Origin of the sequence: Halorubrum kocurii JCM 14978, assembly GCF_000337355.1 — an archaeon.
Lineage (GTDB): Archaea > Halobacteriota > Halobacteria > Halobacteriales > Haloferacaceae > Halorubrum > Halorubrum kocurii.
Map to the genome: position 1 here is coordinate 37,644 of NZ_AOJH01000006.1, position 13,885 is coordinate 51,528.

Annotated in this window: 10 protein-coding genes; 5 read left to right on the forward strand and 5 right to left on the reverse strand. The window is 61.9% G+C overall.

All coding sequences use genetic code 11. The features are described 5' to 3' along the window. Positions 1 to 12 precede the first annotated feature (12 nt). Positions 13 to 1,101, reverse strand: a complete 1,089-nt coding sequence (locus tag C468_RS00605; RefSeq protein ID WP_008846917.1) for a DUF1616 domain-containing protein — start codon at positions 1,099 to 1,101, stop codon at positions 13 to 15. Next, positions 1,098 to 2,927, reverse strand: a complete 1,830-nt coding sequence (locus C468_RS00610; protein WP_049911775.1) for a hypothetical protein — start codon at positions 2,925 to 2,927, stop codon at positions 1,098 to 1,100. Before C468_RS00610 ends, C468_RS00605 begins: the two co-directional genes overlap by 4 nt. Before the next feature lie 426 nt (positions 2,928 to 3,353). On the opposite strand from C468_RS00610, the gene C468_RS00615 reads away from it, so the two are divergent. Beyond that, on the forward strand, positions 3,354 to 4,316 hold the full coding sequence (locus C468_RS00615; RefSeq protein WP_008846919.1) for a hypothetical protein: 963 nt from the start codon (positions 3,354 to 3,356) through the stop codon (positions 4,314 to 4,316). Positions 4,317 to 4,378: 62 nt separating this feature from the next. On the opposite strand, the gene C468_RS00620 is transcribed toward C468_RS00615, so the two are convergent. Both C468_RS00620 and C468_RS00625 read right to left on the reverse strand, forming a co-directional pair. Then, the gene (locus C468_RS00620; RefSeq protein ID WP_049911776.1) at positions 4,379 to 5,545 is read right to left on the reverse strand and encodes a winged helix-turn-helix transcriptional regulator; all 1,167 of its coding nucleotides are present in this window, start codon (positions 5,543 to 5,545) and stop codon (positions 4,379 to 4,381) included. A 373-nt stretch (positions 5,546 to 5,918) separates the two neighbouring features. Further along, entirely contained in the window at positions 5,919 to 7,097 is a 1,179-nt protein-coding gene (locus C468_RS00625) for a glycosyltransferase family 4 protein (RefSeq protein ID WP_008846921.1), read from the reverse strand. Between the two features lie 468 nt (positions 7,098 to 7,565). Here C468_RS00625 and C468_RS00630 point away from each other — a divergent pair, with 468 nt between their 5' ends. The 4 genes from C468_RS00630 (at position 7,566) to C468_RS00645 (ending at position 11,604) form a co-directional block, all read left to right on the forward strand. Beyond that, positions 7,566 to 8,846: a sulfatase gene (locus C468_RS00630; protein WP_049911777.1), complete on the forward strand. Its 1,281-nt coding sequence runs from the start codon at positions 7,566 to 7,568 to the stop codon at positions 8,844 to 8,846. Between the two features lie 78 nt (positions 8,847 to 8,924). Beyond that, positions 8,925 to 9,137 (forward strand): hypothetical protein, encoded by a 213-nt coding sequence (locus C468_RS00635; RefSeq protein WP_008846923.1) that lies wholly within the window; start codon positions 8,925 to 8,927, stop codon positions 9,135 to 9,137. Positions 9,138 to 9,139: 2 nt separating this feature from the next. Continuing rightward, positions 9,140 to 10,441, forward strand: a complete 1,302-nt coding sequence (locus tag C468_RS00640; RefSeq protein WP_241430954.1) for a sulfatase-like hydrolase/transferase — start codon at positions 9,140 to 9,142, stop codon at positions 10,439 to 10,441. Further along, entirely contained in the window at positions 10,438 to 11,604 is a 1,167-nt protein-coding gene (locus tag C468_RS00645) for a glycosyltransferase family 4 protein (protein ID WP_008846925.1), read from the forward strand. The genes C468_RS00640 and C468_RS00645 overlap by 4 nt, the downstream gene beginning before the upstream one ends. Before the next feature lie 18 nt (positions 11,605 to 11,622). Here C468_RS00645 and C468_RS00650 read toward each other — a convergent pair whose 3' ends face one another. Further along, entirely contained in the window at positions 11,623 to 13,842 is a 2,220-nt protein-coding gene (locus C468_RS00650) for a DUF2206 domain-containing protein (protein ID WP_080510551.1), read from the reverse strand. Positions 13,843 to 13,885: the final 43 nt, after the last annotated feature.

A 13,885-nucleotide genomic window follows, 5' to 3' on the forward strand; every position in this document is an offset into this window, starting at 1 on the left:
TTCGTCGAGGCGTTACGATTCTTGAGAGCCGTCAGAGACGGAGATCCACAAGTGGGTCTCACGATAGGCTTGGTCCGCCGTCGGGCTCGATGGCGGGTCACCCTTGAACAGCATAAACGAGAGCCGCAGCCGTTCGCCGGTCATCTCTGGAGTCACGTTCAGTTTCCGTTCGCTCGTCTCCTCGTCACCTAGCGTTAGTTGTTGTCGGAAGAGCTCGTCACGTTCGTGGATCTGCGTCGAGTTGTTCTCGACGGTGGCGTCTTGCAGCTCGACGACCAGCGAATACTCCACGCTCCGGTGTTCGTAGTTCCCGACGCCCACGACGAGCGGCTTGGACTCACCGCTCACGAACTCCGTCGGATAGTCGTCAGCGATCAGGTCGCCGTCGTCCTGTTCAGTGACCAGATACAGTTCAGTGAACGCGCCCGCTTCCTTGGGAACGGCGAAGGCGTATCCAGCACTCGTGACGGCCAAGAGCAGTCCCAAGACAGTGAGAACGGTCAACGCGCGATCGAGGTTCGACTCGTGGCCGGAAAAGACTCCGACGACCGAATGGCCCCACTGACGGTACGGCACCGCGAACCGATCGCCTGGCGGCAGTTGCAGGCGGCGATACTGCGCGAGCACAGCGGCAGCGAGGGTCAGACCCGCCACCGAGAACAACACCGGCGCCAACTGAATCCCGAACGGCGTGACGTTCAGCACCAACCCGGTGAGCGGGACCACCGCGACGCTCACGCCGAACGATAGCGCGGCACGTTCCACGTACGTGAGTCCGGGACCGTTAGCTTGGGGTGACTTATCCGTCTCGTCACCGTCAGCGGCACGCTCGCCTGCTTCCGGGAACAGAGCTGCGACGATCGCGTAGCCCGGGAGAAATAGCACCAGCGGGACCGCCAGGACGGACCGGATCGGAGTCGAACGGACTACCGGAAGCGTCACCGCAGCGCTCGCGAGGGCCGTCACCAGAGCGACCGCAGCCAGGTCAGCCGATATCGGGACCGTCGAACCCGAGGCGATTTCACGGTCCGTGCCGTCATCCGCACTGGCTCCGTCGCCGTTCGGCTCGTCGTCGCCGGTGGTAGTGTCTGTGTCAGTCATGAGTCCTCCTCGGTCCGTCCGGAACCTGATGTGGAGTCCGGGTCGGACTCGCTCCCATCGACATCCGTGGTGACCGGTGCAGCGACGACTCCCGGGTCGAGCGCGGTCGGCTGTACCGCGTCCACCAGCGAGTCGCGTGCCGACCCACTCTCACGGCGGTTTCGGTAGACCACAACTGCGCCCGCCGCGACCGCGACGAGCCCGGCGACTAACACGAGCGTCAGCGGCCGCGTGTCCCCCGGTGAGATCCCTTGTCCGGGCGGGGTGAGCGAGGCATCGACGGTCGCGGATCCGAGGTTCGTGCCGCTGCCATCGAACGCGGCCTGTACCGAAACCGCGTCCGACGCGTTCGTCGCGTTCGACAGCTCGACGCTCGTCTGGAAGCTTCCGTCGTCGGCCGTCCGGACGGTCGCTCGTTGGTCGCCGTCTAGTGACACGTCGACTTCCCGCCCGCTGACACCCGCTTCGGTGTCAGTTACCAGCCGGCCGGAGACGTCCACGGCACCCCCGCTTCGGACCGCAGACAGCGTCAGTTGCGTCGGAGTTTCTTCGACGGTTAACTCGCTGTCTTCGGTCACCGGTGTCAGCGCGGTACCGGTACTCCCGACGGAGACTGACAGCGTTCGGTTTCCGGCAGAGACGTTCGCCGGCAGGCGTGTGTCGAACCGATAGGTGCCGTCGCCCTCAGTCCGCGTTTCGGCCAGTCTCCGCCCGTCGATCCGAAGCGTGACCGACGTGTTCGAAACGGGGGTGTTTTCGACCGTTACCCGTCCACCGGCGGTGACCGACGACCCGACCCGCCCACGCGACGACGCGTCATCGATCGAAACGGCCGGTGTCGACTGCGTAATCGCGGTCGACGCTTCGGTCCGTGACGGGAGGTACAGCGCCGCGTCGCCGGGCGCGTAGCTGACGGAGACCCGTGCCGGTCCCTCCGGCGCGGTGACGGGTCGATACAGCATATCGAACGTCCCGTCTCGGTCGACTGTCGTCGTAACGTGCCGCCCGTTCACCCTGAACGAGACGTTTCCACTCGGCGGGTCGTTGTCCTCCGCAGTCAGCCGTCCGGTGATGCGAACCGGCTCGGCGAACGATCCGTTCGCGCTCGCCTCCGCGCTCACTTCCGTCGACGTGTACGTTTCCCGCACTCGTTTCGCTGTCCGTTGCGCCGTTTCAGTCGTCGTCGCCGAGACGACGTTGTCGGCCGTCGTGACCGAACCGTGCGTCGTCTCAGCTATCGCTCGATACCGCGGAGTCAGCGACTGTTCGATCCGACGGAGATCGCTACTGATGTTGCTCAACTCGCGTGCGCGCCGCTGCGCACGCTCCCGATCGTCGGACTGCCGAGCACTCTCGTACTCGGCGGCCACTCGCCGGTACTCTGAGAGCCTCTCTGCGTACCGCGTCTGCAGCGCAGCGGTCTCAATCAAAAGCGTCTCCCGCCGTTCAACCCGTTCGAGGTCGGTCGTGACGACAGTCCGGTACACTTCCATGTAGCGGGTAACCCGCTCGTCGTACCCGTCCGCCAGCAGCCGCTGTGCGGTATCGTACTCTCCGGCCTCGATCCTGCGTGCACTCTCTGCCAATCGATCGGTCACTGCCACGGACAGGCGCCGTTCGAGGGCCGACGTGTTGCCGGACCGCGTCACCGAGTCCGGATCTTCGTGCCGTACCGTGGTCGCGTTCGGCTGGGGATCGTCGGTCTGCGTCCACCCCGCGTCGAACTGTACTCCCGCGTCTGCCGTTCCGGCTGAGACGCCGACGACCGCGATGGCAACCACCGCACACCCGATAATCAAGAGACGGCGGACGAGGGAGCGTGACACAATACAGTGATATCGGTGTGTATTCTTATACTTTATCGTGTTTACCTCTGTGTTTAGTGAATGTTTAGTGTGAAGTGGTTCTAAAATACTAGAAACATACATTTAAATCGCATATAGCACAGTACAAACCGAAAAATAACAGATACTGTCGCCATCACCAGTACATTCAATTAGCGACGGACAAGTTCGTACGCTAATGGATTCGACACGGCCGGAAGACCGCCATCGCCCCAGTGACGAAGCCGCTGTGATGACAGCGAGACGCTCAACGATTCCGCCGCTCGCTGCTCCGGCCGGCATTCACAGACGACCGATGAGTCGCTGGCGCGTAGTCGATCGACTTCCGATCTCAGCCGCACTGAAGCGTAGAACCCAGGGTGTCAGTGCAGACTTCGACGCCGCAGTCGAGATCGCCGTCACATAGAAATGAGCGCACCCAATTCGAACGGCGACGACATTGACGCCACGGAGCGGACGACGCAAAACGGCGACGGAGAGACCGCGACCCTACAGACACCGACCGCTGAGGCACCAGAGGGGAGCGAACAGGCACTGAACGGTAACGCTGAGGGAGTGTCCGATTCGGTTGGTCCCTCCGAGCGGATCACTGAGCTGGAGACGTACATCGACGTGCTGCAGACGGAAAACGACCGGTTACGGGCTGACTACGCCCGCGCTCGCACGGTATCGTACCAGAAAACCGCGCTGGCAATCGCCGCGATCGGTACCGTGGCCGTCCTCGGCGGAGCGATCCTTCCGGACGTCCGTGCCGTATTGGTTGTCACTGGAGCTATCGGCCTGTTCAGCGGGGTGATGACGTGGTATCTCACGCCTGCCCGCGTCGTGCCGGTGGGCGTGAGCGAGAGCGTTTACGACGCCGCGACGGCGACGCTCGCCGGACTCAAAGACGACCTGGGGTTACAGGCAATTACCGTGTACGCTCCCGTCGGTGACCAAACTCGGGGGTTTATTCCGCGGGAGCGGGGCTTCGAAGTCCCGGAGAACGTCACGCACGCATTTCCGGGCGATACGACCGGGTCACAGGGGCTCTCGTTCACACCGTCGGGGCAGCAGCTCACGCGAGAGGTTGACCGGATCCGAGCGGCGCAGACCCCGACCACGGCGCTCGACGCGTTCGAACAGACCGCCGACTCGCTCGTCGAGCACTTCGAGGTGGCCGATCAGATAGCAGTAGAAAAAGGGACAGATTTCCAAGAATTTGTTATTTCGGTCGATGAGGCCGCTTTCGGCCCGCTGACGCGTCTCGACCATCCGATCGTGTCGGCGCTCGGCTGTGCGGCCGCGCAGAGCGTCGGCGAACCGGTCGTCGTCAACGACGCCGAAGCGACGACAGTGAGGCTCGCAGTGATCTCGGAGACTAACGAGTGAGACCGAAACACGGGGCTATCCGACTGCGCTTCGCGGTTGGCTGGAAAGAGTTCCGCTCCGATTCAGTTCACGAGCGCGTCGAGTATCTGTAGCTCCTCCTCCTCGACGATCCGGTCGGAGTTCATGCAGGCGTAGACGACCTTATGCAAGAGGTCAGTATCACTGAAGGGCGACCCCTCACCGGTCTCACCGTCGTCCTGTAGCTCCTGTTCCACTGCCGCGAGCCGCTCGGCGAAGTCGTCCAGCTGGTGTGAAATCGCGTCGAGGTCCTCGCTCGACGCGGCGTCCGAGTCTTCTGTCGTGGCGTCCCGGTCGGCGGCCTGCGGCGCCGGTGCCGTTGGCGCCGTGCCATCGACGACGCCGTCAGCGGCGGCGCTCGAGTCCTCTTGAGTCGATGAATCACCGGTGGCATCCTCGGACTGCCTGCTCGGCGAACCGTCAGTGACGGCTTCTTTTCCGGTGTTCTGCGTGGCCGCCGAACCGTCGTCTCCGTTCGGACTCACCGACACGTCGACGGTTAGGTGATCATCGAACACCTCCTCAACGAATGAGTCACGGTCGGCCCAGTTAAACCCAGGAATCGCGTTGACCCGGTTCGACACCGTGGCACGTGAGACACCGAGCATATCGGCGATTTGATTCTGCGTCGCGGTCGGCTCGTAAGAGATCGCCCGAAGGGTCTCGCGTTCCTTCTGCGTCAGTCCTTCGGGATCGGGGATCGACTCATTAGTGGGCGAGGAGGTGTCAGCACCGGATCCGGCCGTCTCCGCCGATTTGTCGGACGGTCCGGCCTCAGCCGCCGGCTCTGGCTCTACTCCTGGCTCGGTCGTGTCGGCCTCCGTCTCCGGGTCCATTTGAGAAGCAGTTTCGGGCGGTTCGGTCACTGATGGGCCGTCCGGTTCTTTGTCGGTCTCCGACGACAGTTCGTGGGCCTGGTTCGTCGCCTCGGTCGTCGCTTGACCGTCGGACGAGCCTTTGGAATCGAGGTCGGCATCGGCGTTCGAGTTTTCGTCCGGTGGCCCCGATGATGACTGGTCTGGGTCCGACTCGTCGGACGCGGCCGGATCGCCGTACTGATCGAGGACGCGGTCGACGTGATCGGCCGAAACGCTCGGGATTTGCTCTGCAATCTCTGCGAGCGTCGCACCGGGGTTGTCAGCGGCAATGTCCAAGATCCGTTTCTGACGGATCGATTTGGGTTGCGTCGAGGGGGATTCTGATTTGCTCATAGTGCGCTCCGTCTTATTTCAATTCACAGTAACGAATTTCATACCAGATGTATAATTCTTTTTCTGCAACACTATAAGAAGTATCCAGAATATAAGGTAATAGCTACATATAACAGCAAACATGATTTGAAACAGCTTTAAACGCTATATACATTGTTATATTAGCTAAATAACTGTATGTTTGTTCATAATTAATGTCCTGATTTCTGTTGCAGAAAGTGTCTTTTCCTCTCCTAAACCGGTTATTAAGACGTCCTATGTCGGTCTCAGCGTTAATTCGGCCTTCTCGAACTGCCGCGCGGTTCGAACGGGGGTTTCACTCAGGGAGGGCCGGTCGCCTACCGAGTGTCGAAACGGAAACGCCTCGCCCGAGTCACGGCGACGTCCCGAGCATTGCGTCCGACTCGAGCGGCCGCCCGTCGGAATCGACCACTCGCTGATAGACCGTCTCCGCCTGTAACGCGACCGCGTCCCAGTCGAACCGCTGCGCCCGATCGACGGGATCTACTATGGGTCGGTCGCCGTCAAGCGCGGTCTCCAGTGCCCCGGCGAGCGCCTTCGCGGTCGGCGCAGTGAGGAATCCGGCGTCGCCGATCACCTCGTCGGCCGCCGAGTCCGGGTGGTCGGCGGCGACGACAGAACAGTCGGCGGCCATCGCCTCTGCGAGCGTGAGCCCGAACCCCTCGCGCGTGCTCGGCGAGGCGAACACGTCGGCCGCGCGCATGTGGCCCAACACGTCCTCGTACTCGTCGAGGAAGCCGAGGAACTCCACGGCGTCTGCGTTCGTCAACGACTCGCGTTGGGATTCGAGGCGCGCCTTCTCCGGGCCGTCGCCGATGACCCCGAGCGAAACGTCGCGCTCTTCGCAGACACGGTTGAACGCCTCGAGCAGCAGGTCGACGTTCTTGTGTTCGACGAGCCGCCCCGCGAAGAGCACGTCGTACCCGGCGTCGGGACGCGGCGCGGTCCGTATCTGCTCGGTGTCGATGCCGTTCGGGACGACGGCGACGTCGTCGCGGCCGGGACCGATCGCCGCGAGCTGGTCGGCCGTACTCCCCGAGACGGCGACCGGGTGCTGTGGCGTCCGCGCCGTCACGCGTTCGCTCACTTTCCCGAAGACGGCCAGCGACCCGAGGTACTCCTCCCAGTACTCACCCCACACTTCGTGCCACGTCGTGACGAGTGGCGTGTCCGTGCCGAGGGCCGCGAGTCTCGTCGAGAGGACAGGAAAGTACGGGAAGACGCTGGCAACGACGACGTCGTGTTCGTCGTCGCGAAGCCGACGTCGAAGCGGCGGGAGGGCTCGCGCGGCGAAATCGAGCGCCTCGGTGATCGACCGCCTGTCGTCGTTGTATAGGTCGGCGGCCGGGGCGACCGCTCGAAGGGTCATGCCGTCGCTCGTGATTTCCGACGGACCGTCCCAGAAGTGGCGTCCGTAGACCGTCACCTCGTGGCCTCGGTTCGCGAGCCGTGACCCGATTTCGTGGATTCGCTTTTCTGCGCCGCCAGTGACGTACGGATACACGACGTTAGAGACGAACGCGACACGCATCGATTCTGAGAGAGTGGCTCAGCCACTATGACTTTTGGGTCCTCCGCAACAGGCCGACTTCCTCTGCCCGACGCCGAGCAGCATCACCCCTCCAACCGTCGAACCGAACACATACTGCAATATGATAAGCACACAAACGATGTGCTATCTCGATATTTGATTAGTAGTCGTCCGTCTTTATTATGTATATAACTGCACCAATAGCCATATATCATTACTATTTCAATAAATGTTTGATTCAGAATGGTATGATCCGCCTGTCGGTCGGGGAATGATCATTTACGCTCGTATAGGCGTAATAGTTAAATTGGTAACTATATCCGTGCAACACTTCCTTTACACAGATATAGATGTAATGTAAGACCATTAGGAACGTTGACACTAGTCAGTGAACGTATCATTCTACCCGCGGCCGTGAACACACCCGGCACGTAACACATATACTGCTACGCACGCTTCTCGAAATCGATGCGAAAGGACCGCCCAAACGTCGTTTTACTGACTGCTGACGCGCTCCGCGCGGACCATCTCGGGTGTTACGGGTATCACCGTGACACCTCGCCGGTGCTCGACGCATTCGCAGACGAGAGTCTTCGGTTCACGAACGCGTACAGCGCGAGCTCGCACACGCGAGAAGCGGTGCCGGCGCTGCTCACCGGGGAGTTCCCGGATATCGCGATCGGCTCGGACTACCGGCTCGCGAGCGACACCGTGGCGTCGACGCTTTCCGAGGCGGGGTACGCGACCGCGGGGTTTCACTCGAACCCCTTCGTCTCGCGGGCCTACGGGTTTGACCGCGGGTTCGACACCTTCGACGACGACCTTCACCTCGGTCAGCACAAGCTCATCGCGCTCGCACAGCGCGCCCTCGACAAACTACGGAATCGGCACTACGCGCGGGCCGACGAGATCAACGAGCGGTCGTTAGCGTGGCTCGACGCCCAGACCGTCGACGAGCCGTTCTTTCTGTGGAACCACTACATGGACACTCACGGCCCGTATGAACCGCCCGGCGAGTACGCGACGCTGTACGCGGACCGCGAGGTGAGCGGGCGCGAGGCCCAGTCGCTGTACCAGCGCGCGATCGACGACCCCGAATCGATCACCGAGTCGGAGCGCGAGCTGTTGATCGACCTGTACGACGCCGAGATCCGATACAACGACGAACATCTTGGGGCGTTCCTCGACGCGCTGCGCGACCGACTCCTCCTTGATGAGTCCATCGTCATCGTCTCGGCCGACCACGGGGACGCGTTCGGCGAGCACGGCTACTACGAACACCCGCGGTACCTCCACGACGAAATCACCCACGTGCCGCTGTTCGTCCGGCTCCCCGACGGGTCGAGCGAGACGGTCGAGACGCCCGCGAGCACGCTCGACATCGTCGCGACGATCGAGGGGATACTCGGCGACGAGCCCGCGTTCTCGCTGTTACAGCCGCCCGACGAGGACCGACAAGTGTTCTCGCAGGCGCGGGGTGAAGACGAACACAGCCACCTTCGACGGTACGCGCTCCGCACGCGCGAGGAGACGTGTTTCTGCGAGCGTGACACGGACACCGGCGCTATCGAACACACCGCGTCGACAGACCCGTCGCTGCGCTCGACGCTGGAGGCGCACGTCGAGGAGCGGGTGCGCGTCGAGAACGGGACTGGTGGCGCGGGCGAGGAGGACGGGGGCGACGCGGACGAGGACGACGCGGTCGGCGAGGAGATCGAACAACGGCTCGACGCGCTGGGGTATAAGTAGCCGCGATGGACGACGCCACCGCACGGAGGTTTATAAGCGATCGAACGGATCTCACGACCGAACACGACCCACTCACCGATGACAGATCTCACCATTTCGGACGAGCTCGCGGACAGGATTGACGCGCGCGTCGAACGCACGGACTTCGAGAGCCCGGCGGAGTACGCCGAGTTCGTGCTCTCGGAGGTGGTCACGCGCGTCGAACGAGACGGCGAGAGCGACGAGGCGGCGGAGGCGTCCCGCGAGGGCGTCCAGGACCGGCTCCAGTCGCTCGGCTACTTGGAGGAGTGACCGTGGCCGACGACCCGCGGAACATCGTGATGCTGACGGCTGACAGCCTCCGGGCCGACCACTGCGGCTTCGTCGACTCGGCGTCGTCGCTCACGCCGACCATCGACCGGCTCGCCGAGGAGGGCGTCTCGTACTCGGAGGCGGTCGCGCCCGGGCCGCGCACGCCCTCGTCGGTCCCGGTGTTTTTTACGGGGGAGTTCATGACCGACGATCCGGAGTGGTCAATGGCGGACTGGCAGGGCCGACAGTCGCGTATCGGCCGTCATATGGAGCAGTTCACGCACCTGAGCGAACGTCTCCAGCGGCGCGGGTACGAGACGGCGACGTTCACGACGAACCCGTGGACGACGCGCGAGAGCAGCTTCCACCACGGGTTCGACGACTTCAACGAGGTCAGCGCGGACAGCCCTGACGTCGACTCGAAACACCTCTCCGACTCCACGCTGTTCACCGTCGCCGACGGCGGGCTGAAGTCGCTCCCCGGCGACCCGGGCGGGTGGAGCTCGAAGAAGGAGTGGTTCTCGCAGTGGACGGGGTACTTCGAGCTGATCGAAGACCGGATCGAGTCGCTGTCGGAGCCGTTCTTCCTGTGGGTGTTCGTTCTGGACTCACACCAGCCGTACATCACGCCGCGGGCCTACCGGGAGGAGTCCGCCGCGTGGGAGATGTACTACTCGATCCTGCGGTACTGGTACGGCGAGACGAACGACGCGGAACTCCCCGACCGGGCGGGCGAGCTGATCGGCCAGGCCTACCGCGACGCGGTCCGGTCCGTGGACGGGTTCGTGGACGCGCTGACGGGCGCGGTCGACGCGTACGACCCCGTCACGGTGTTCTTCTCGGACCACGGCGAGGCGCTCGGCGAACACGGGAACTTCGGCCACGAACAGACGCTGTACGAGGAGAACCTCCGTGTGCCGCTGTTCGTCCACAACGCCGGAGCGACGGGGACGGTCGACGAGCAGCTCCCCTTGCGGTCGCTGCCCGAGCTGCTGTGTGACCTCGCCGACGTGACGCCGTTCGACCCGGCGGCCCACACCCGGCAGTTCGTCGTCTCGCACACGGAAAACAACGCGACGCAGTCGGTCCGCACGTCGCGATGGAAGCTCGTCGACGACGGCGAGACGGCGCGGCTGTTCGACCTCCAGGGCGACCCGGACGAGACGACGGACGTCTCGGAGTCGTATCCGGAGGTGGCCGCGTCGCTCGCCGACGTGCTCGCGAGCCACGACGCGACCCAGACGGAGAAGGCGCGCGTCGGCGACGCGGCGGCCGAGGTGGTCTCGGGCGAGGCCGACCTATGAGCGACGCGTTGCGGGTGTGTTTCATCACGAAGATGTACCCCCCGCGGACCGGCGGGGGTGCGACGTACGCGTACGAGCTCGCGAACGCGCTCGGCGAGCTCGGCCACGAGGTGGACGTGTACACCCAGTCGGTCCCCGGCGAGGACGACGACGTCTCGACGCACCCGAACGTGACCGTCACGCGGATCACGAAGGCGCGGCCGCTGGTCGTCTTCTCGACGCTGTACTTCTCGATCGCGTGTCGGTTCCGGATCGACTTCGACGAGTACGACGTGATCCACGGAACGTTGATGCCCGCGTCGACGATAGCGCTCGGGCCGCGGTTGCTCGACGAGGCGGACGCGCCGCTGGTGTTGACGAGCCACGGCACCTCCTACGACGAGGCGCGCTCGGTCGACCCGCAGAGCCCGCCCGACTACCTATTTAAATACGTGTTCCACCCGATCAACGTCGCGCTCGACGCGGTGGCCGGGCGGTTCGCCGACCACATCATCGGCGTGAGCGACCACACGCGCGAGCAGCTGCGCGACCTATATCGGTTCGACCCGGACGACCTGACGACCGTTCCCCCCGGCATCGACGCCGACCGGTTTCGGCCGACCGACGAGGTCCATCCCGCGGTCGACACCGACCGCGAGTCGATCCTCGTGTTGAGCCGGCTCGACCCGCGGAAGGGGATCGACAAGGCGATCCGGGCGTTCGCGCAGCTCGAGCGCGAGGACGCGGAACTGCTGATCGCGGGCACCGGGCGACTGGAGGAGTCGCTGCGGGAGTTGGCTGCGGAGCTCGGCGTGAGCGACGACGTGCGGTTCCTCGGGTTCGTTGAGGACGAGGAGCTGCCCGAGCTGTACTCGTCGGTGGACCTGTTCATGTTGCCCTCGGAGTACGAGGGGTTCGGCATCGTGTTCATGGAGGCGATGGCGTGTGAAACGCCCGTGATCGGGACCGAGGTCGGTGGGGTGCCGACCGCCGTCGACGACGGCGAGACCGGGTATTTGGTGCCGAAAGACGGGATCAGGGAGTTGGCCGCGCGGATGGACGAACTGCTCGGGGAGCCGGGCGAGTACGAGCGGATGGCAGATGAGTCGCGGACGTGGGCGATCAACCACGATTGGACGGCGATCGCGGAGCGGGTGGGTCGGGTGTACGCCGAGAGTCGTTAACCAAGTGTAGGCATTCTTTTATCCGTTGTAGTGGACTCTGTCGTGTCCCGTCGTATAGACGGTGTTTGATTCATCGAATGCTGGGAGCGGATCGTAGGTGTAGAAAACAAAGCCAAGAAATGACTGTGTGTTCTTTCCGGTGACAGTGTCAGGTTCCGAGAGATAAGTGTACCCTTCGGCGTTTTTAGTGGAGCCATCGAACCTACTGAACTGAATGTTTGCTCTCCGATTACCCTCATAGAAATACGGAATAAACTGACTGACGGTGGTTACCTCTGCGTTTGCTCCGTCTGGAAGATAGGCTATCAAGAAGTTTGACGCAGTGACAGTGTTTCGAGACGTGTATCCAGCATAATATGCGAATTGCTCTGTGGTGGACCCGCTCTCTACAATTCGTTCTCCGTCGATAATTGGTTGTGGGGAAACATCGTGTGTCGCCGCCGCGGACACAAACCCGGACGTGACGAGAAGGAAGGCGACCATCAGTACAACTGCGGGTTTCGACCCGATTCGTTCGAACCGCATTGATCTGAGTACCAGAATGGGGAACGGTGCGACAATAACCATAACCAACGCGAACGTGCGGCCTGCGCTCAGGACTTGTGGACCGAACGAGAGCGGAAAAAAGAGGAACATTCCCACGACGAGGTGGACGTAGTCCGAATCCTCAAGTACGTCGTCGGAGAGTCCGGGTAACACGTTCCTGTCAATCCAGCGTTGAATATCGAGCCGGTACGGGATTCCATCGCCGAAGTACCGGAGGTAGACGAGGCTGATCCCGATAGACGTGAACACTCCGAGGAGGAGGTGACCAATAAACATGACTTCGTACGAGGCTGACGGCATCCCGAACGCACCGCCCGTGCTTTCCGTCGCGAGGTTGATCGAACGGACTGCGGTACTCCCTTGGGTGAAGAACAGCGCATCAGATATCTGATTGTAGAACGACATAGTTAGGAAATCGTATATTCCATCAGTCATGTACTCATACCACACGAAGAACAGCACGCCGAACAGCGCCATATTCCTTAACGAGAGGTTGGAAAAACGCTTTCCGTCGAGCAAGTATGCGGCCAGAGTGTTTACGACATACGCGACAAAGAGTGCAAACACAACGAGCGTGCTGACTCCGTAGTGCGACATGAGAACACCAATAAAAAACGTAATAACGAACAACTGTCGTAATCGGGTTGGTAGATCCGTATCAAGTACCACGAATAGTAGCAACGCTGTAAACATGATTGCCGCACCGGTCCGCGTGTTCCGACTAATGATCTGGTACGTCCGGGGGAGGAATATGTACAAGGTTGCACTCAAGAAGGCGATATCCTTCGAGAAGTATCGTGCCGTGAGTACGTACGTGATGAGCGGTACCGTGACAAACAGGATTGGATGAACGAGTTTGAACACCCAAAATAGGCTCACGTCCGTTAGTAACGAGTAGGCAGGTTGGAGGGTCACAATCCGTGGCATAGAACCGAACGTTCCAGCAGGTATCCAGAATCCATTTTGTAGGACGAAATTGGCCCTTGCGAATTCACGGGTAGCATCGCCACCACGGAGATAGGTCGTAATGACCGTGTTCTGTAAAAGAAGGGCGGACGAGATTGCGGCGATGGCTATCGGGTAGTATCTTCCTCGATCATCGAAGTAGTACACGAACACGGGGACGAGCGCGATACAGACGATCGTGAACAGGGTTAGTTCGTTGAACGCGTACCGGTTGATAAACATCGCGCCTGTTATGGCAAACGTCGGGACGAGCGCCAACAACGTTAGGATTCGAACGTCGTAGTCGGGGAATTTGACGGTGAACGTTCGGACGTCGTTCGGATCCGTGAGAGTCCAAACGAGGATGCTCAACATCGCCGACGCCCAGAGGTAAATAATCGACATCGTCGGCTGTTCGAAGGGGACGACAGCCGTGTCGAAGCCGAGATACAACAGGTTCGCCGCCGATCCGAGGAACATCGAAAAGGCCACGCTGAATCCGACCGCGTACAGGAATCCGGCGAGAGTGAACTCGTCAAGCACGTAGCTCACGAGGAGATACCCGGGGACGAACGAGAGGATTAGGAACCCGGATACGGCCTGTACGACCGACAAACCCGGAATATCTACGGGCAGGAGCGTCAGGAGATGAACGCCGAGCACGAACAGCGAGAGCCGGACCGCAGTCGGCATCGACGAAGGTCTGATCCACGCTGTCGAGACGGCGGGTGTAACACGAGTGCTCATACTGGTGTGCTGTTGTCCCCTGAAGCGACACGGTGTGGGTATA